The sequence below is a fragment of the Streptomyces sp. NPDC017993 genome (genome assembly GCF_044328065.1).
GTDB lineage: Bacteria > Actinomycetota > Actinomycetes > Streptomycetales > Streptomycetaceae > Streptomyces.
On the sequence record NZ_JBIRGO010000013.1, the window covers coordinates 141,564 to 160,275 of the forward strand.

The window sequence follows — 18,712 nt, forward strand, 5'->3', positions numbered from 1 at the left end:
GGCGCGAGAGGTCCGTGAGCCTGCCTATCCTGGCCGGGAATGACCCATGACCCCTGGTGGAGAGCGCGTGTATTTCACTGACCGAGGTATCGAGGAGCTGGAGAACCGGCGCGGCGAGGAGGACGTCACCCTCGGGTGGGTGGCCGAGCAGCTGCGGACGTTCGTCGACCTCAACCCGGACTTCGAGGTCCCGGTGGAGCGGCTGGCCACCTGGCTGGCCCGGCTGGACGACGAGGAGGACGAGTAGGGGCGCCCGGAAGGGGCCATGAGCGGGCGCGCCGTCCGGCACCGTCCGGGCGTGGCGCCCGGCTCCATCTTGACTTCTCCAATCCGCGATATATCGTGTTCTCGAAGACACGATATGTTGCGTTGCCTGCCTGTCCGGGGTGGCGCCGATCCAGGGAGGCCGGCGATGTCAGCCCGGACCGAGTGGTCGATCTCCGCACCGCGCACGCTGGAGATCGAAGAGCCCATCAGCACGCTGAACGTCCGCCTTGTCGGCGGCACCGTCAACGTCGTCGGCACCTCCGACGGAAGCCCGGCCCGACTGGAGATCAGCGAGGTGCACGGCCCGCCGCTCACCGTCGAGTGCCACGACGGCACCCTCTCCCTCGCCTACCAGGACCTTCCCTGGAAGGGCCTGCTGGCGTTCCGCGAACGCAAGCGGTGGCATCGCAGCGCGGTGGTCTCGGTGACCGTGCCGGCCACCACCCGCGTCGAGGTGGGCGTCGTCGGCGCGCACGCGGTGATCTCCGGCATCTCCGGGCGTACGGACCTGCGCGGTGTGAGCGGCGACAGCACGCTGGTCGGGCTGACCGGCGCGGTACGGGCCGACACCGTCTCGGGCAAGGTCGAGGCCCAGGCCGTCACCGGCGACCTGCGGTTCCACTCCGTCTCGGGGGACCTCACGGTCATCGACGGCGCCGGCGGCGCGGTGCACGCCGAATCGGTCAGCGGCGACATGGTGCTCGACCTGGACCACACCGCCAAGGGCGCGGACGTCCGCCTGACGACGGTCTCCGGGGAGGTCGCCATCCGGCTCCCCGACCCGGCCGACGCCAGGGTCGACGCCAACACCACCAGTGGCGCGGTCGCCAACGCCTTCGACGACCTGCGCGTCAGCGGCCAGTGGGGCGCCAAGAGGATCACCGGCGCGCTCGGCGCGGGCACCGGCACCCTCAAGGTCACCACCGTCTCGGGCGGACTGACGCTGCTGCGCCGCCCGTCCTTCGAAGGCGCCAGGGGCGCCTCGGACGGCGGCGCCCGCCCGGACTCCACCCCCCGGGGCGCCGCCCCCGCCGACACCCCCGCAGAGAAGAAGGTGCTCTGAGCATGCCCCCCGTCTTCGCCCACGGCCGCCTCCGTCTCTACCTCCTCAAGCTGCTGGACGAGGCCCCGCGTCACGGCTACGAGGTCATCCGCCTCCTGGAGGAGCGCTTCCAGGGGCTCTACGCCCCCTCCGCCGGCACGGTCTATCCGCGACTGGCCAAGCTGGAGGCCGAGGGCCTGGTCACGCACGCCACCGAGGGCGGCCGCAAGGTCTACTCCCTCACCGAGGCAGGGCGGCGCGAACTGGCCGACCGCAGCGGGGAGTTGGCGGACCTGGAGCTGGAGATCCGCGAGTCGGTCGCCGCACTGGCCTCGGACATCCGGGCGGACGTCAGCGGCTCCGCGAGCGAGCTGCGCCGGGAGATCCGGGAGGCCGCGCAGCAGGCCCGCACGGAGGCCGGTGGCGCGCGGCGGCAGGGCCCGGACGCCGCGGGCCCCTTCGACGGCTCGCTCGGCGACAAGGAGTCCTGGTGGCAGGCCAAGGAGGAGTTCCGGCGCGCGAAGGACGAGTGGAAGGAACAGGCTCGGCGGGCGAAGGAGGAGAGCCGCCGCGCACGGCAGGACGCCCAGCGGGCCCGTAAGCAGGCCAAGGACGCGCAGACGTCCGCCCGCGAGGAGGTCCAGCGGGTCATCCAGCGCGTCCAGGAGCAGACCCAGGGGCACGTGCGGTCCGGCGACTGGTCGGGGGCGGTGCGCGAAGCGCTGTCCGAGGTCTCCCGCGAGGTGGGCCGCTTCGCCGCGGGTGCCGGTCCGGCCCGTGGCGCCGAGCAGGACGGGGCCGCACAGGGCGGCGTCGGCGGGGCGCAGGCCGGACCTCCCGGCCCGGCGGAGGAGACGGCGCGGGCAGCGGCGCCACCGGCCCCGGAGTGGGCGGGTGAGCCGCCGAGCGACGACCCGGCCCGCGACTTCGACCGGCTGCTGGACCGCTTCCGCGACGACCTGCGGGACGCGGCGCGCGACCACGGCGTCACGGCGGAGCAGCTCAAGGAGTCCCGGCGACGACTGTCGACCACCGCCGCGCACATCGGCGCCCTGCTGCGCGACCCGGAGCGGCACACGTCCCTGACGGACCCGGACGGCACCCCGTAGGAAGCGGCGACGGCCGGGCAGTTGGCCGGTCGCGGTCCGGCCCGTGGCGCCGAGCAGGACGGGTCCGCACAGGCACAGGGCAGCGCCGACGGGGCGCAGCCGGACCTCCCGGCCCGACGAAGGAGACGGACGCGGGCAGCGGCACCACCGGCCCCGGAGTGGGCGGGCGAGCCGGCGAGCGGCGACCCGGCCCGCGACTTCGACCGGCTGCTGGACCGCTTCCGGGCGACGGCCGGGCCGTTGGCCGGCCCGCCGAAACCGATACGAACTCACCCTCGCCAACAGGCAGTTGACTGTCCGCACCGCCACCACTGGCGAAGCTTCGCACGGTCGCGGGGGTGCGCGCGGGGCATGGCCGGGGCCACCCCGGATCGCTTCGCCACGAGGGAGCCGAAGGCGTGCGCGTGACCTCGTACGCCGCACCGGGTCACCGGAGCGGGCGCCGCTCCTCCGGGGCCGGATCACCGGCCCACTACCGGCTCACCACCGGCGGCCAACTCCGCTCAGCGCAGGGCGCGTTCGGCCAGCGGGGCACCGGCTGAGTTCACGAGGTGACGCCCGCACGCACAACGGCACCCCCGAGCCGTCGGTGGCGCAGGATCGCGCGCCGATGGGCACCGCTCGCGCGACTTTCGGGGGCCCGCGCCCGGCAGCCACCCCCACTCCCGCGCAGCAGCCCCCCGGAGGCGGAACCCCCAACCCGGTTTCCCTTACCCAGAGTTACGCATAGCGGTCCGAGATTCACCGCCCGTAATCGGGGAATTCAGTTCTTCGCACGGTTCTTCGTCCGGGACCGGGAGCCGGGGCCCTCGGCCACCCGATTCCGCCCACCGACGGCCGCGTTCCGGTCTACGGTCAACTCTCCCTGTCTGCACACATCGTGAAGGCCATGAGGTAGCAGCGATGTCGGATTACCCGCCGGTCGCCCGTCGGATGTGGCACCAGCTCGAACCCCTGCACGCCGCTCTCTACTTCGCCCCCGAGGCCCGGCAGGTCGCGTCGGACCTCGGCTTCGACGTGTCCTCCCGGTGGCCGAGCTATTTCGCCTGGCGTACCGCGCCGCTGGGCGCCGCCGGGCCCGAGCTGGTGGCCGCGACGTTCTACAGCTTCAGCCCGCGGATGATCGCCCGGTACGTGCCGCGGATCTGGACCACCGCAGAACCGGCCAAGGTGCTCGACGCACGGCTGCTGGCGGTGGACCGCACCCTGACCACCCTCATAGGTGACCGGCTGACCACCGCGCAGCTGACCGAGGCGGCCCGGCTGGCACGCCAGGCCGCCGAGAACGCCGGGACCGCGGCCCGGCCGTTGGCGGCCGCCAACCGCGATCTGCCCTGGTCGGACTCGCCCCACCTGGTGCTCTGGCAGGCGGCGACGGTCCTGCGCGAGCACCGCGGCGACGGCCATCTGGCGGCGCTCCTGACCTGCGGTCTGGATCCGTGCGAGGCGCTGGTGTCGTTCGCCGCGATCGGCGCCGCCCCGGGCGCCGGCTTCGCCGGGCGCGGCTGGAGCGCGCAGGAGTGGAGCGACGCCCGGCACCGCCTGGCCGCCCGCGGCTGGATCGCCCCGGACGGCAGCGCGACCGAACGCGCCCACAAGGAACGCGAGGAGATCGAGCGCATGACGGACCGTCTGGCGGCAGGGCCCTGGCGGGCCCTGGGCCACTCCCGCGCCGAGCGTCTGGCGCAGTTGCTCCAGCCCGTCCTGGGCGCGGTCTTCGAGGCCGGTTATCTGCCGCGGCACAGCACGCTGGGGATCGGGGCGGTGAAGGTCGGCTATCCGTAGGGAGCGCCGTACCGGCGGGGCGGGAGGGTTCGGGCTGCGGTCCGGTGAGGGGCGGGCCTGGGCGGGACACGAACCGGCCACGCCACCGCACCGGGAGAGACCGGGTCACGCGCCCGTCTCCAAACCGTCAGCGCTGCCGACGCCGCGTCAGAGCTGTCCGGCCGGAGCCATCGTGATCAGCGCCGCGACCCCGTCCGTGTGGAGTTCCCACTGCGGGGCCGGATGCGGACCGCTGCCGTCCGCGCCCTCGCCGGTGAGCAGGGCCGCGTCGAACCGCTCCAGTCGGACCGGCTCCGCGGCGCCGACGAGCCGCGTGCCGCCCTCCAGCGCGACAACGAGGATGACGAGACCGACGAGGCCGCCTCCGACATCCGGTCCGTTCCCTGGCACGGCCGGCACCGACCGCCTCCCTCGCACCATCTCCACCGTCGCCGCCGCACGCCCGTCCCGGAGCATTACATTGAGGTTGACGATCGGGCCGGCCGGAAGTCGGCCCTCGGTGACCGCGTCGCCGGGAAGGGTGAAGGGGCGGAAGCGGCCGGTGAGCAGGTGGGTACGGCCGTCCACCGTCAGCTCCGTGCCGGCGCCTTCGACGACGGTGAGGATCCGCTGGACACCGGACAGCGGCGAGTAGGGCCCGTCCCGGGTCACCTCGGCGAGACTGACCCGCCAGTCGAAGGCGTCCCAGCCGGACCCCGGCGGGTGGACGGCGACCTCGCGGGTCACCCCGCCGCCGTTGCTCCACGGCGCGGCGGTCCGCTCGGCCGCCCGCAGGATCCGCGGCGGACCCGTCCGCGTCTCACCCATGCCCACCACCCGCCATCCGTCCCCTTCGTCGCCGCGACCCGTCCGACCGTCCGACCGTCGGACTCAGACCGTCAGCACGATCTTGCCGAACAGATCGCCCTCGGCCATTTTCTCGAAGCCCTCGCGCGCCCGGTCCAGCGGCAGCGTCGAGTCGATGACCGGCCGGATGCCCTTGGCCGCGCAGAAGCTGAGCAGCGACGCCAGCTCCTCCTTGCTGCCCATCGTGGAGCCCACGACCTTCAGCTCCAGGAAGAAGATCCGGTTGAGTTCGGTGCGCTCGGGGTGGTAGCCGCTGGTGGCGCCCGAGATGACGAGGCTGCCGCCGGGGCGCAGCGACTTGACGGAGTGTGACCAGGTGGCCGCGCCCACCGTCTCGATCACCGCGTCCACCCGCTGCGGCAGCCGCTCGCCGCTCGGGAAGGCGGCTTCCGCGCCCAGCTCTTCGGCGCGCTTGCGCTTGGCCTCGTCCCGGCTGGTGGCGAAGACCCGCAGTCCGGCCGCGGCGCCCAGCACGATGGCGGCGGTGGCCACGCCGCCGCCCGCGCCCTGCACCAGCACGCTGTCGCCCGGCCGTACCCCGGCGTTGGTGAACAGCATCCGGTACGCCGTCAGCCAGGCAGTGGGCAGACAGGCCGCCTCGGCGAAGGACAGTTCCTTGGGCTTGGGCAGCACGTTCCAGGTGGGGACGGTGACCTGCTCGGCGAAGGTGCCCTGGTAGCGCTCGGTGAGGATGGAGGGCTTCTCCTTGGGGCCGACGCCGTGGCCGGTCTGCCCGATGACGGAGTGCAGGACGACCTCGTTGCCGTCCGCGTCGGTTCCGGCGGCGTCGCAACCGAGGATCATCGGCAGCGACTCCTCGCCGATCCCCACCCCGCGCAGCGACCACAGGTCGTGGTGGTTCAGGGAGGCGGCTTTGACGTTGACGGTCGTCCAGCCGGGGCGCTCCTCGGGGGCGGGGCGCTCCCCCAGTTCGAGGCCGCTGAGCGGCTGGTCGCGATCGATGCGGGCGGCGTAGGCAGCAAACATGATCCCAAAGTAGGCCGCGGCCGCGTGCTGCGGTACCACGCACGGGTGTGACACGCGCCGCGCCCCGGCGGGCCCTTGGCACACAGCGGGCCGGGCCCGCACCTGTGAGAGGTGCGGGCCCGGCCCGTTGGTGCTGTGCCGCGGTCAGCGGCGGGCGATGCCCTCGGCGCGGGCGGCAGCCGCCACGGCGGCGGTCACCGCCGGCGCGACGCGCTCGTCGAACGGCGAGGGGATGACGCACTCGGCGCTGAGCTCGTCGGCGACGACGGCGGCCAGCGCCTCGGCCGCGGCGAGCTTCATGCCCTCCGAGATCTGCGAGGCCCGCACCTGGAGCGCACCGGCGAAGATGCCGGGGAAGGCGAGCACGTTGTTGATCTGGTTCGGGTAGTCGCTGCGCCCGGTGGCGACCACGGCCGCGTACTTGTGCGCGACGTCCGGGTGGATCTCCGGGTTCGGGTTGGCCATCGCGAAGATCATCGAGTCCTTCGCCATGGTGGCCACCGCGGACTCCGGGACCGTGCCACCGGAGACCCCGATGAACACATCGGCGCCGTCCAGCGCGACCTCCAGCGAACCGGTCAGATTCGCCTTGTTTGTGAAGCCGGTCACCTCGCGCTTGACGTCCGTGAGGTCATTGCGGTCCGCGGAGACGACGCCCTTGCGGTCGCAGACCGCGACGTCGCCGATGCCCGCCTCGACGAGGATCTTGGCGATGGCGACGCCGGCCGCGCCGGCACCCGAGATGACCGCGCGCAGCTGGCCGAGCGAACGGTTGGTGAGCTTGGCGGCGTTGCGCAGGGCGGCCAGGGTGACCACGGCGGTGCCGTGCTGGTCGTCGTGGAAGACCGGAATGTCCAGCCGCTCCTTGAGCTTGCGCTCGATCTCGAAGCACCGGGGAGCGGAGATGTCCTCCAGGTTGATGCCGCCGAAGGACGGCGCCATCCGCACGACGGTCTCGACGATCTCGTCGGCGTCGGTCGTACCGAGCGCGATCGGCACCGCGTCCACGCCGCCGAACTGCTTGAAGAGAATGGCCTTGCCCTCCATCACCGGGAGGGAGGCTTCCGGGCCGATGTCGCCCAGGCCCAGCACCGCTGTGCCGTCCGTGACCACGGCGACGACCTGAGACTTCCAGGTGTAGTCGTGCACGAGGTCCGGCTGGTCGGCGATGGCACTGCACACCTTGGCGACGCCCGGTGTGTACGCGAGGGACAGGTCGTCCTTGTCGCGCACCGGAACGGTCGCCTGGATGGCCATCTTGCCGCCGCGATGCAGCGCGAAGGCCGGGTCGAAGTACTCGTCGGGAGCACTGACCGAGCCCGCGCCCGTATTGCTGTCGCTGCGAGGATTGACGATCTCCGCTGCCACTTGTCCAACCCCTTTAATCGTAAATCAGTTGAGGGTGACCACTCCCTGGTTAAGGGGTGGGCGGGCACCGCGTCCGCGCCCTGCGAGGCGGATAGCCGCCGCGCGGGGGGAGGTACGGACGCCGGGCGCGCCGCACACGCGCCCTGAGCCCCGGATGAGGGGTGTAACGAACCTTTCTACCGGACGGGCGCGGGGCTCGACGAGTCAGATTCATTACCCTCCGGTTCAGAGCTCTGACAATAACGGCGAAATGCACAAAAACGCAGAGGAGTCGCCCTCCGTTGTCCGGATTCCGAGACACCAGAGGCGCTCCTGGCGCCCTATCGGCCCCCTCCGCGGGGCCCGGACCCTTGCGCCATATGGCCCAGACAGGACCCTGCGCGTCCGTTATCCGATTTTGACCTCTTGACCAGTCCGCATTCCGGATGACGGATGGCAAGATTCCGTAACCAACCGAGGTCGCGACGCTCAATGGGGTGTGCCCGGCCCCTGCCCGTCGGCTACTCCCATCCGCTGGAGGATCAGCATGACCGCACGCTCCACCCGTCGCTCGGCCGCCGGCAGGTCTCGTTCAGCCGTGGCCGCGGCGACCGCGGTCGCCGCCTCGCTGATGCTGCTCAGCGCCTGCGGCGACCAGACGGATGCGGCCATCGCCAAACGCGAGGCGCACAAGAACCGCAACACGCATGCGCCGCTCTTCAAGATGCTCCCCAAGGACGTCCAGGAGAAGGCCATGCTCCAGGTCGGTTCGGACATCACGTACAAGCCGGTGGAGTTCCGCAGGAACGGCGCGGTCGTGGGCATCGACCCGGATCTGGCGGAGGCGATGAGCAAGGAGCTGGGCATCAAGCTCAACTTCAACAACGCCACCTTCGACACCCTCATGGGCGGCCTGAAGTCCAAGCGCTACGACATAGCCATGTCCGCGATGACGGACACCAAGGAACGCCAGCAAGGCGTGGACAGCAGCACCGGCAACAAGATCGGCGAGGGCGTCGACTTCGTCGACTACCTCAACGTCGGCGTCTCCCTCTACACGCAGAAGGGCAAGACCCAGGGCATCGACAGCTGGGAAGCCCTCTGCGGCAAGAAGCTCGCGGTGCAGCGCGGCACCGTCTCGCACGACCTGGCCAAGGACAAGTCGAAGAAGTGCGGGTCGAACGGCGAGCCGGCCATCGGCATCGAGGCCTTCGACAACGACTCCGAGGCCCAGACCCGGCTGCGGACCGGCGGCGTGGACGCCGTCTCCAGTGACTACCCGGTCGCCGCGTACGCGGTGAAGGTCTCCGGCAACGGCAACGACTTCCAGATGGTCGGCGGCGCACCGCTCAAGGCGGCGCCGTACGGCATCGCGGTGCCCAAGGGCAAGGACCAGCTGCGCGACGCGCTCAGCGCGGCCCTGGAGAACGCGATCAAGAACGGCTCGTACGCCAAGGTCCTCAAGAAGTGGGACGTCAAGGACGCCGGGGTCAAGGAAGTGAAGCTCAACGGCGGCTCCTGAGCCGTCACGAGTCCCGCTCCCCGCTCACCGCGCAACTCCCGCCGAACGCTGAAAGGCAACACCCGTGTCAGTTGACGTCGACAAGTCGGCACAGCCGCCGGCGGACGCTCCGCCGCCCCAGCCCGAGCCCATCAAAGCGATACCCGTCCGCCACTACGGGCGCTGGGTGGCCGCGGTCGCCGTGCTCGCGGTGCTCGCGCTGCTGGGCCGGGCCTTCGCCTCCGGGAACGTCAACTGGGATGCCATTCCCCAGTACCTGTTCAACGGGGACATCCTCAAGGGCCTGCGCAACACCCTGCTGATCACCGTGCTCTCGATGATCATAGGCATCGTCGGGGGTGTGATCCTGGCCGTGATGCGCCAGTCCAAGAACCCGGTGACCTCGACGGTCGCGTGGTTCTACGTCTGGTTCTTCCGCGGCACGCCGGTCTACGTCCAGCTGTTCCTGTGGTTCAACCTCGGCCTGGTCTTCCGGTACATCGACGTCATGCCGATCTACAAGGACGAGTGGTCGGACTTCATGACCCCGTTCCTGTGCGCGCTGCTGGGCCTCGGGCTCAACGAGGCGGCGTACATGGCGGAGATCTGCCGGGCCGGCCTGAACGCCGTCGACGAGGGCCAGACCGAGGCGGCACACGCGCTGGGCATGAGCCAGGGCAAGACGCTGCGCCGGATCATCGTGCCCCAGGCGATGCGGGTGATCGTGCCGCCCACCGGCAACGAGGTCATCAACATGCTGAAGACCTCCTCACTGGTCATCGCCGTCCAGTACTACGATTTGCTGCAGGCCGCGCAGAATGTCGGGCGTGACTCCGGCGTCGTCGTCGAGATGCTGATCCTCGCCGCCGCCTGGTACCTCATCGCCACCACCGTCCTGAGCATCGGCCAGTACTACCTGGAGCGCTACTACGCCCGCGGCTCCAGCCGCCAGCTCCCCCTCACCCCGCTCCAGCGCGCCAGGGCGCAGCTGTCCGGCGGCTTCAACCGCTCCGCCGGAGGTGCCGGATGACCAGCAAGAACAGCCTCAGCAAGACGGCCGGCAAGCCCGGCGTCCCGATGGTCAGGGCCGAGGGCGTCCACAAGTCCTTCGGCGCGGCCCACATCCTCAAGGGCATCGACCTCGAAGTGGCGCCCAAGGAGGTCTTCTGCCTGATCGGTCCGTCCGGCTCCGGCAAGTCGACGTTCCTGCGCTGCATCAACCACCTGGAGAAGGTCAACGCCGGCCGGCTGTCCGTCGACGGCGAGCTGGTGGGCTACCGCGAGCACAACGGCAAGCTCCACGAGCTGCGCGACCGCGAGGTCGCCGCGCGCCGCCGCGACATCGGCATGGTCTTCCAGCGCTTCAACCTCTTCCCGCACATGACCGCGGTGGAGAACATCATGGAGGCTCCGGTCCAGGTCAAGGGCGAGTCCCGGTCCGCGGCCCGGCAGCGTGCGACCAAGCTCCTGGACCGCGTCGGCCTCGCCGACAAGGCCGGCAACTACCCCTCGCAGCTCTCCGGCGGTCAGCAGCAGCGGGTCGCCATCGCCCGTGCGCTGGCGATGGAGCCGAAGCTGATGCTCTTCGACGAGCCGACCTCGGCGCTCGACCCGGAGCTGGTCGGTGACGTCCTGGACGTCATGAAGGACCTGGCCGCGGACGGCATGACGATGATCGTCGTCACCCATGAGATGGGCTTCGCCCGCGAGGTCGGCGATTCGCTGGTCTTCATGGACGACGGCGTGGTCGTGGAGTCCGGCCACCCGCGCGACGTGCTCGGCAACCCCCAGCACGAACGCACCAAGTCGTTCCTGTCCAAGGTGCTCTGAGCGCCGGGCGCCCGGCGCACGACAAGACGAAGGCGGTACGCGCCCCGGAAGGGTCCGCGTACCGCCTTCTGTCCTTCGCCGCCCGGCCGGCTGACGCCGTGCCCGGGCGGCCCGACGTCACTTCAGGCCCAGCACCAGCGCGTCCGACGGGGAGCGCCACACCGCCCGCGCCTCGGCGAAACCGGAGTCCCGCAGCACCTGGGCGTGCCACTGCGCGGAGGGGGTGTCGCCGTCGGCGTGCTCGCCGTAGATCTCGAAGCGTTCCGCGGTCGGGCCCGCCAGCCTCGGGTCGGCGGCGGCGAGCTGCCACCACGCGGCCCAGTCGACCGCGCCGGCCTCCTTGGCCCGGTCCATCCGCGCGTGCCGCAGGGCCCGGTCGGCGGCGTTGATCCGCGGGGTTGCCTCCTCCGGCATGTGGTCGGCGTTCATGAAGACGCCGCCGTCCCGCACCAGTCCGCCGAGCTGCCCGTACAGCGCGCGCAGGTCCTCGGTGTGCAGCCAGTGCAGTGCGGTGGCGGTGAGCACCGCGTCGTAGGAGTCGTGCGGCAGCCGGGACGTCCACTCCGGGTCCTTCAGGTCGGCCCGTACGAAACGGACCCGCGGCTCGCCCTCGAAGTAGCCTTCCGCGATGGCCAGCAGCGCCGGATCCAGATCGACGCCCACACTTTCCGCCTTCGGGAACCGCTTGAGGAGGCGGTCGGAGATACTGCCCGTACCGCACGCGAGATCCAGAATCCGGGGCTCGGGGCCCACCAGCGCCTCGACCATGTCGAGCATCACCCGGAACCGCTCCTCGCGGTCGGGCATGTACCACTCCTGCTGCCGGTCCCAACTGTTCTGCCACGCCTGCCAGTCGGCGCCGACAATGGTCTCGGTCATCGCATCCCCTTCAGCCCGTAATACCCTCGTAGCTAAACCACCCATTACGAACACGCACTCCGCACCATAGACCGCCCCTGGTAAGGACTACAAGTGGAACTGGCCTATTACTCGGACTTTGCCGTGCGGCTGGTCAACACCGAGCAGCCCGAGCGCGGTGGCGACAGCCTCACCTCGGTCGAGGCCGTACGCGAACTCTTCGGCCCGGCACAGCAGGCCGCCAGGCGCGCGACGGACAGCGACGTCACCCGGCTTCGGGCGGTCCGCGCCCGGCTGCGCGCCGTCTTCGAGGCCGCCGACGAGGGCGACGAGGTGCTCGCCGTCGATCTGCTCAACGCGCTGATGATGGAGTTCCCGGTCAGCCCGCAGATCTCCGGCCACGAGTTCCGCGACGACAACGGCCGCCCCAAGTGGCACCTGCACATCGCCGACCACGCCGCCAACGCCACCGCCGGCTACACCGCGACCGCCTGCATGGGCCTGGCCTTCCACCTCACCGAGCTGGGCGTCGACCGGCTGGGCATCTGCGAGGCGCGGCCGTGCCGCAACGCCTACCTCGACACCTCCACCAACCGCTCCCGGCGCTACTGCTCCGACCGCTGCGCGACCCGCGCCAACGTCGCCGCCTACCGGGCCCGCAAGCGCCTGGAGAGCGACCGGTCCGCCCGCACCGGCCGGACCGCCGAGAGGGCCCAGGAGAGCAGCGCCCTCGGCGACCGCTGAATCCCGCGCGGCGGCCGGACCCGGACCCAGGCGCGGGCGATGACCAGATCGTCCGGAACGGCACCGAATTCCCGGCTGTCGTTCCGGACGTACGGATTGTCGCCCTGCACCCACCAGCCGCCGTCCTGCCGCCGGACGGCGCGCTTGACGATCAGCAGGTCCTGACGGAACGGATGCCGCAGCACCACCACGTCGCCGGGCCGCACCGGCGCCCCGTACTGCACCACCAGCTGATCGCCCGGCTGGAGCGTCGGCACCATCGAGGGGTTGTAGACCTCGGCCAGCCCGAACGCGCTCAGCGGCCCGCCCCGTCCGCCGGCCGGCCCCGCATCCTCGCCGCGCTCCCGCTCCGGTCCGCGCTCTTCCACCCGCTCCGGCATCCCGTCCCTCCGGTCCGACCCGCTCACCGGTCCATCCTCCATCCGCCCCACCTTGGCACTGGACTTTTGCCCTAAGACCTACGGGGCACCCGCGAAAAGGCTTCCCCCACCGAGTAATCTCGCACCTGAGAAGACGATCACGAGGAAGGACTGAACATGCTCTCCCGCCTGTTCGCCCCCAAGGTCAAGGTCAGCGCCCACTGCGACCTTCCCTGCGGCGTGTACGACCCCGCCCAGGCCCGTATCGAGGCCGAGTCGGTCAAGGCCGTCCAGGAGAAGTACCAGGGCAACGAGGATGCGGACTTCCGCACCCGCGCCGTCCTGATCAAGGAGCAGCGCGCCGAGCTGGCCAAGCACCACGTCTCGGTGCTGTGGAGCGACTACTTCAAGCCGCCGCACTTCGAGAAGTACCCGGAGCTGCACCAGCTGGTCAACGACACCCTCAAGGCGCTCAGCGCCGCCAAGGGCTCGAACGACCCGGCCACCGGCCAGAAGGCGCTGGACTACATCGCCCAGCTCGACAAGATCTTCTGGGAGACCAAGAAGGCCTGATCCTTCATCAGGCGATCTGACCTGCGGTTACCTTCTTCGCAGGGTTTCGCAGGGTTCGGACTGTCCGCACCCGGCCCGCCGGACGCCCCACAGGGAGTCCGTGACGGTCCGGGTGCGGCCGTTTTACGGCCGTTTTACGGCCGCACCCGTGGGCGGGTCAGTTGGGCAGCGGCTCGTTCTCGGGGTCCGCCGGCCGGGCCGGCTGCGCCTGCCGGTCGCTGCCGGCCCGCGAGTCGGCGTGGGACGCGGGCGGTGGCGTGCCGCGACCGGCCCAGACGAGCAGCAGGCCGAGCGTGCCCGCGATCGCCGGCCAGTAGACGTAGCGGAAGTCCGTCGCCGGCATGATCGGCAGGTATCCGACCACATAGGCCACCGAGCTGAATGCCAGCGCCCGGACGGGCATCGAGAACTTCCCCCGGCCCGGACGGAACACGAGCACCAATCCGACGCCGAGCCAGAACCACCCCGCGAACAGGAACGACAGGTCCCGGACCGCGGCGTCGATGTAGTTCTGGAGTGTGGCCTCCAGCCGGGGGTTCGTCACCCGCAGCCCCAGCTCGTTCGGCATGACCCCGTTCTGGTACTCGTAGCGGCCCTTGAAGAGCAGCTCCGAGAAGACCTGCAGGCGGTACTGGACATACAGGGGCACGTCGCCGGTCATCTTGCTGACCCACAAGGACATCAGCTGGTCCGCGTCCGCGGCGAGCCCGTTCGGGCCGGGGTCGTAGCAGGTGAAGTAGGAGTTGGAGAGGGACTTGATGCGGTGGCACTCCTCCGCCGCGGCCACCAGACGGCCCCGGAGCTCCGGCGACACATCCGCCGTCCGCAGCTCGCGCACGGGCACGACGTGGATGAGATCGTCCAGCAGGATCTGCGAGCCCTGGCTCAACTGCACCGGCCGCGCGAAGGCCGAGACGGCCACGCTGGGCACCACGAGGGCGACGACGAGGGCCGCCGTGGACACCAGCCACGTCCGGCGTCCGGGGCGGCCCCACAGCGCGAGGACGAGCAGCAGGAAGACCGGAATCGCCGCGAAGACGGCGTTCTTGCGCACCAGGATCGCGTAGACGAGGAAGAGCACGCCGAGCCCCAGCAGGGTCCACCGCAGGGCGGGGCGGCCGGCCGGCAGACGCCGCCCGACCAACGCGACCGCGCAGGTGGCGAGGAGCGCGATCGCCATGTGGACGTCCTTCCACACCACACCGACGAACGTCAGGACCTGGGGAGTCAGCCCGAGGCCGAGCACGGCGAGGGACTTCGGCCGGCTCGCGGTCGCCTCCCAGACGCACCAGGCGATCGTCCCGAGTGCCGCCCAGAAGAGGACGGACTGCACGATGGCCAAGGCCGCGGGGAGGCCCGTCACCGCGATGAGCCCCTGCCACACCAGGCTCATGACGGGCGGATGCCAGTCGCTCAGCGGCTCCCGGCCCAGGGCCTGCCGGAGCTGGGAAAGGGTGTCCGCGCTCACGAACCCGGGGGAGAACGTGGCGGTGGTGACCAGGCAACAGGCCGTGGCGATGAGCGCCAGAGCCCAGGACCAGCGCCGTTCACGCCGAATCCATCGCAGATGTCCCATATGCCGGGATGCTAACAGCGGCTGCCGGACCGCGCCCGGCGTGCCCGCCCGGCCGGATCAGGGCGCGACGAAGACGTAGCGCCGGTAGGTGACGAAGCGGAACAGCGTGGCGAGGACCCAGCCGAAGACACGGGCGACGTTGTCGGCGAGGGCCGAGTCGAGCCCGAGCAGGTGCCGGGACAGGAAGACGGTGCCCGCGGTGATGACGAGGCCGATGATGTTCACGATGAGAAACAGCGTCAGCTCCTGGGAGATCTTTTCCCGACGCTGTCGGCGGTAGGTCCAGTAGCGGTTGCCGACCCAGCTGAAAATCGTCGCGGCACCCGTCGCAAGAACGGACGCCTGGACGGGCCCTGACGCCATCGGCCCGCCACCGCCCCCGGGAAGGCCGAAGACCAGCAGGTTGTAACCCCCGTTGTCCAGCACGAAGGCGAGCGCTCCGACGACCCCGAACTTGGCGGCCTCGCGCCAGATGCCCCGGAGGGCGTCCCCCATACGCAGCGTCAAGGACCCGGGAAACGACACGGAACAGACGGTAACAGCACACGCTCCCCTCGCCGACTATGCGGCGCTATGCCATATTTTGACCATTACGGCCGGTGTCGATTCATCCGAGGAGAGACTGTGAGCCCCACGATCGCCTGCGTCGTGCCGTGCCACAACGAAGAGGCGGCCATCGGCAAGGTGGTGCGCGATCTGCGGGCCGCGCTCCCCGAGGCGGAGATCTACGTCTACGACAACGCCTCCACCGACCGGACGGTGGAGGTCGCCCGTGCGGCGGGCGCCATCATCCGCGAGGAGCGCCGCAAGGGGAAAGGCAACGTCATCCGGCGCGCCTTCGCCGATGTCGACGCCGACGCCCTGCTCATCATCGACGGGGACGACACCTACGACGCGTCCCGGGCACGCGAGATGGTGGACCTGCTGTTCGAGGGGCCCTACGACCAGGTCCTCGGCGTCCGCCGCGAGACGGTCGACGGTGCCTACCGGACGGGCCACGCCGTCGGAAACAAGCTGCTCACCGGGGCGGTACGGTCCCTCTTCGGCAATGACGTGACCGACATGCTGAGCGGATACCGGGTCTTCTCCCGACGCTTCGTCAAGTCCTTCCCGGCACTCTCCCGCCAGTTCGAGACCGAGACCGAGATGACGGTCCACGCGCTCATCCTGCGGCTCCCCACGGCCGAGATCCCCGTCGACTTCAAGGACCGGCCGGCCGGCAGCGAGAGCAAACTGCGCACCTACCGGGACGGCTGGCGCATCCTGCGCGTCATCCTCAACCTGGCGCGGCGCGAGCGGCCTTCGCTGGTGCACACCGCGGTCGCGGGTCTGCTCGCCCTGCTGGCGATCATTCTCGGCATCCCGGTGATCCTCGACTACATCGGCACGGGCACCGTGCCGCGCTTCCCCACCGCGATCCTCGCGGCCGCGATCATGAGCACCGCGGCGCTGGTCCTGCTCGTCGGGTACATCCTCGAATCGGTTATGTACATGCGTCAGGAGCAGTCGCGGCTGGTGCATCTCGCCTATCCGGCACCGGAGCGTTCACCGCGCCGCACCGAACCGGGCCCCGCGCCCGTCTCTCCCGCGCCCGTCTCCCCTGCCCCCGCCCCCGCTGCCGCCCCCGGCCCCGACGCCGACGGCGGCCCCGTCCCGACCCCGGAGATCTCCGGCACGTCATGACCGTGCCGCCCGCGGCCGGAGGAAGGCGCCCCGGGACACGCCCTAGGTTGTGTCCGCAAAGTCCCTCCGTCCGCCCGGAGGGCGGGGCTCGCGGTGTCTGGTGCGTGCCCTCGCAAGGCGGAGGGTCTTCCCGGTACTGGGCGTACCGGGAAGATCCCGACAACGCAGCGAGGGTGCGTGCCAGGCGCCGCGAGCCAGAAGGGACTCTGCGGACACAACCTAGGTGCCGACCGGCAGCGGCCCGTCATGCCGGACGAGCCAGTCGCGGTACGCCGCGCTCGACCAGGCGATCTCCATGTAGGACGAGGTCAGGTCGGCGAAGAGGGCATCGGCGGGAGCGGCCGGGCTGCCGTCGGGACGGCAGGCCATGAAGAGCCGCACCGCCAGCGGGTCGCCGTGCAGCGGGCGGATGGCCATGCCCTGCCGGGGCCGCGCGGTCGGCTGGCAGGGGGTGATCACCTCGCCGGCGGTGACGAGATCCACGGCGGTGAGGTAATCGCCGTGCACCACCCGCGGCTTGACGCCCGCGGCGGCCCAGACGCGGCGCAGCCCGGCCCACTCGCCGTCCACCGTCGGGTCGACCATCCACTGGTCGTCGGCCAGGTCATCGACCCGCACCACGGTCCGCGCCGCCGCGGGGTGGCTGTCGGACATCGCGATGAACTGCGGTTCCCTGGCGATGAGTTCATGCTCCACCAGTCCCTCGGGGACCCGTAGCGGCGCCCCCTCGACCTCGTGCACGAACGCCACATCGAGCTGTCCCATCGCCACCATCTGGAGCAGCGCATTGGCGGATACATCGGTCCTTATCGTGGTGTCGGTCTCCGGGAGCCGCACCCGCAGCCTGCGCAACCAGCCCGCGACAGCGCGGCTGTTGGTGCTGCCGATGTGCAGCCGCGCCCCCTTCTCGCGCACCGAGACCGTGGCGATCTCCTCGACCAGCGCCCGCATCTCCGCCACTATCGGCCGGGCCCGGCAGAGCACCGAGTACCCCAGCGGGGTGGGGCGGCTACCGCTCGACTCGCGGAAGAACAGCTGGCCGCCGAGGGCCTTCTCGATGCGGTGGAGCTGGGTCGTCAAGGAGGGCTGGGTCATGCCCAGCTGCCGGGCCGCCTTGCGTACGCTGCCGGAGTCGGCGATGGCGCACACTGCGCGAAGATGCCTCACCTCAAGCTCCACATCGGGAGCATAACGACGTGGGCATACGTCACACCAGACTCTTCCACCTGCGCCAAGTGTCATTTTCCCTCAGGGGTATTGGCTCGTCCTATCACCATCTGGTATCTCCGCCTGACGGGTGAACTCCCCCCAGACTCGGGGCACCAAGGAATCCGCAGGGCCCCGGTCGCCGCCCCACACGGCGACCGTACGGCTCTCGGAAACAAAGGAGCCCCCACATGAGATCTCCCAAGACGGCGCTGTCGGCGGCGCTCGGCCTGGGCCTCGTTGCCGCGCTCGCAGCAGCGGCACCGGTTTCGGCAGCCTCCCCCTCCTCCCCCTCCTCCTCCCACAGCACGCGGGCCTCGATCGCCGCGTACACCGGCTCGGCCGCCGAGAAGGCCGACACCAGGGCGTTCTTCGAGGCCGTGATGAAGTCGGCCAAGGCCAAGATGAAGGCGCACCCGGACGCGGCCTCGGTGACCGTGACCTACGACGCAAGCGCCGCCCCGACCTTCGCCAACCAGATATCGCAGAGCGCGTCGATCTGGAACAGCGCCGTGTCGAACGTGAAGCTGCAGGCAGGCAGCGGCGGCGACTTCCAGTACCGCGAGGGCAACGACCCGCGCGGTTCCTACGCCAGCACCGACGGCCACGGCCGGGGCTACGTGTTCCTGGACTACCAGCAGAACCAGGAGTACAACTCCACCCGCGTGACCGCCCACGAGACCGGGCACGTGCTGGGTCTGCCGGACCACTACGAGGGCCCCTGCAGCGAGCTGATGTCCGGTGGCGGCCCCGGCACCTCGTGCCAGAACGCCCAGCCGGACGCCAACGAGCGCGCCCAGGTGAACCAGCTGTGGGCCAACGGACTGGCGGGCCTGCGCTTCGGCAAGGCCGCCTGAGAAACGGCGACCGCCCGCGCCGCCCTGACCTAGCGACCACGGTCAGGACACGCTGACGGCCGGTGGCTGACGAGGGCCGGTACCTGGCGGCCGGCCCTCTCCAACCCGCATGCGGCGGGGCCCTTCCCGGGCCCCGCCGCTC

At 70.8% G+C, this 18,712-nt stretch carries 19 protein-coding genes; 11 read left to right on the forward strand and 8 right to left on the reverse strand.

The genetic code is table 11. The annotated features are described in order from the left end of the window. Positions 1 to 67: 67 nt before the first annotated feature. The 4 genes from ACH4FH_RS24190 (at position 68) to ACH4FH_RS24205 (ending at position 4,203) form a co-directional block, all read left to right on the forward strand. A complete protein-coding gene (locus tag ACH4FH_RS24190) occupies positions 68 to 247 on the forward strand; it encodes a DUF6104 family protein (RefSeq protein ID WP_398557967.1) in 180 nt (59 codons plus the stop codon). A 165-nt stretch (positions 248 to 412) separates the two neighbouring features. Next, positions 413 to 1,330, forward strand: coding sequence for a DUF4097 family beta strand repeat-containing protein (locus tag ACH4FH_RS24195; protein ID WP_398557968.1), 918 nt, complete (start codon positions 413 to 415; stop codon positions 1,328 to 1,330). A 2-nt stretch (positions 1,331 to 1,332) separates the two neighbouring features. Continuing rightward, positions 1,333 to 2,418 (forward strand): helix-turn-helix transcriptional regulator, encoded by a 1,086-nt coding sequence (locus ACH4FH_RS24200; protein WP_398557969.1) that lies wholly within the window; start codon positions 1,333 to 1,335, stop codon positions 2,416 to 2,418. A 903-nt stretch (positions 2,419 to 3,321) separates the two neighbouring features. Then, complete coding sequence (locus ACH4FH_RS24205) at positions 3,322 to 4,203, forward strand: hypothetical protein (RefSeq protein WP_398557970.1); 882 nt, start codon at positions 3,322 to 3,324, stop codon at positions 4,201 to 4,203. 147 nt (positions 4,204 to 4,350) lie between these two features. On the opposite strand, the gene ACH4FH_RS24210 is transcribed toward ACH4FH_RS24205, so the two are convergent. From ACH4FH_RS24210 to ACH4FH_RS24220, 3 genes are all read right to left on the reverse strand, one after another. Further along, the gene (locus ACH4FH_RS24210; RefSeq protein WP_398557971.1) at positions 4,351 to 5,010 is read right to left on the reverse strand and encodes a HutD family protein; all 660 of its coding nucleotides are present in this window, start codon (positions 5,008 to 5,010) and stop codon (positions 4,351 to 4,353) included. Between the two features lie 63 nt (positions 5,011 to 5,073). Next, entirely contained in the window at positions 5,074 to 6,036 is a 963-nt protein-coding gene (locus tag ACH4FH_RS24215; protein WP_398557972.1) for a zinc-binding dehydrogenase, read from the reverse strand. Between the two features lie 144 nt (positions 6,037 to 6,180). After that, positions 6,181 to 7,404, reverse strand: coding sequence for an NADP-dependent malic enzyme (locus tag ACH4FH_RS24220; RefSeq protein WP_398557973.1), 1,224 nt, complete (start codon positions 7,402 to 7,404; stop codon positions 6,181 to 6,183). Positions 7,405 to 7,930: 526 nt separating this feature from the next. On the opposite strand from ACH4FH_RS24220, the gene ACH4FH_RS24225 reads away from it, so the two are divergent. The 3 genes from ACH4FH_RS24225 to ACH4FH_RS24235 all read left to right on the forward strand — a co-directional run bounded on the left by ACH4FH_RS24225 (position 7,931) and on the right by ACH4FH_RS24235 (position 10,714). After that, on the forward strand, positions 7,931 to 8,905 hold the full coding sequence (locus tag ACH4FH_RS24225; protein ID WP_398557974.1) for an ABC transporter substrate-binding protein: 975 nt from the start codon (positions 7,931 to 7,933) through the stop codon (positions 8,903 to 8,905). 64 nt (positions 8,906 to 8,969) lie between these two features. Further along, on the forward strand, positions 8,970 to 9,914 hold the full coding sequence (locus ACH4FH_RS24230) for an amino acid ABC transporter permease (RefSeq protein ID WP_398557975.1): 945 nt from the start codon (positions 8,970 to 8,972) through the stop codon (positions 9,912 to 9,914). Positions 9,915 to 9,961: 47 nt separating this feature from the next. Next, the gene (locus tag ACH4FH_RS24235; RefSeq protein ID WP_398558055.1) at positions 9,962 to 10,714 is read left to right on the forward strand and encodes an amino acid ABC transporter ATP-binding protein; all 753 of its coding nucleotides are present in this window, start codon (positions 9,962 to 9,964) and stop codon (positions 10,712 to 10,714) included. A 117-nt stretch (positions 10,715 to 10,831) separates the two neighbouring features. Here the strand turns inward: ACH4FH_RS24235 and ACH4FH_RS24240 are convergent, their stop codons facing one another. Then, positions 10,832 to 11,593 carry a class I SAM-dependent methyltransferase gene (locus ACH4FH_RS24240; protein WP_398557976.1) on the reverse strand — a complete coding sequence of 254 codons (762 nt, stop codon included), beginning with the start codon at positions 11,591 to 11,593 and terminating at the stop codon, positions 10,832 to 10,834. A 93-nt stretch (positions 11,594 to 11,686) separates the two neighbouring features. On the opposite strand from ACH4FH_RS24240, the gene ACH4FH_RS24245 reads away from it, so the two are divergent. Further along, entirely contained in the window at positions 11,687 to 12,316 is a 630-nt protein-coding gene (locus ACH4FH_RS24245; RefSeq protein WP_398557977.1) for a CGNR zinc finger domain-containing protein, read from the forward strand. Here the strand turns inward: ACH4FH_RS24245 and sodX are convergent. Continuing rightward, a complete protein-coding gene (gene sodX, locus ACH4FH_RS24250; RefSeq protein ID WP_398558056.1) occupies positions 12,220 to 12,696 on the reverse strand; it encodes a nickel-type superoxide dismutase maturation protease in 477 nt (158 codons plus the stop codon). The genes ACH4FH_RS24245 and sodX overlap by 97 nt on opposite strands. Positions 12,697 to 12,852: 156 nt before the next feature. Between sodX and sodN the strand changes: the two genes are divergently transcribed. Beyond that, positions 12,853 to 13,248 carry a superoxide dismutase, Ni gene (gene sodN, locus ACH4FH_RS24255; RefSeq protein WP_398557978.1) on the forward strand — a complete coding sequence of 132 codons (396 nt, stop codon included), beginning with the start codon at positions 12,853 to 12,855 and terminating at the stop codon, positions 13,246 to 13,248. Positions 13,249 to 13,405: 157 nt separating this feature from the next. Here the strand turns inward: sodN and ACH4FH_RS24260 are convergent, their stop codons facing one another. After that, positions 13,406 to 14,824: a hypothetical protein gene (locus ACH4FH_RS24260; protein ID WP_398557979.1), complete on the reverse strand. Its 1,419-nt coding sequence runs from the start codon at positions 14,822 to 14,824 to the stop codon at positions 13,406 to 13,408. Between the two features lie 57 nt (positions 14,825 to 14,881). Continuing rightward, positions 14,882 to 15,349 (reverse strand): GtrA family protein, encoded by a 468-nt coding sequence (locus tag ACH4FH_RS24265; protein WP_398557980.1) that lies wholly within the window; start codon positions 15,347 to 15,349, stop codon positions 14,882 to 14,884. Between the two features lie 99 nt (positions 15,350 to 15,448). Between ACH4FH_RS24265 and ACH4FH_RS24270 the strand changes: the two genes are divergently transcribed. Then, entirely contained in the window at positions 15,449 to 16,507 is a 1,059-nt protein-coding gene (locus ACH4FH_RS24270) for a glycosyltransferase family 2 protein (RefSeq protein WP_398557981.1), read from the forward strand. 219 nt (positions 16,508 to 16,726) lie between these two features. On the opposite strand, the gene ACH4FH_RS24275 is transcribed toward ACH4FH_RS24270, so the two are convergent. Further along, on the reverse strand, positions 16,727 to 17,674 hold the full coding sequence (locus ACH4FH_RS24275; protein WP_398557982.1) for a LysR substrate-binding domain-containing protein: 948 nt from the start codon (positions 17,672 to 17,674) through the stop codon (positions 16,727 to 16,729). Positions 17,675 to 17,904: 230 nt separating this feature from the next. On the opposite strand from ACH4FH_RS24275, the gene snpA reads away from it, so the two are divergent. Then, on the forward strand, positions 17,905 to 18,570 hold the full coding sequence (gene snpA / locus ACH4FH_RS24280) for a snapalysin (RefSeq protein ID WP_398557983.1): 666 nt from the start codon (positions 17,905 to 17,907) through the stop codon (positions 18,568 to 18,570). Positions 18,571 to 18,712: the final 142 nt, after the last annotated feature.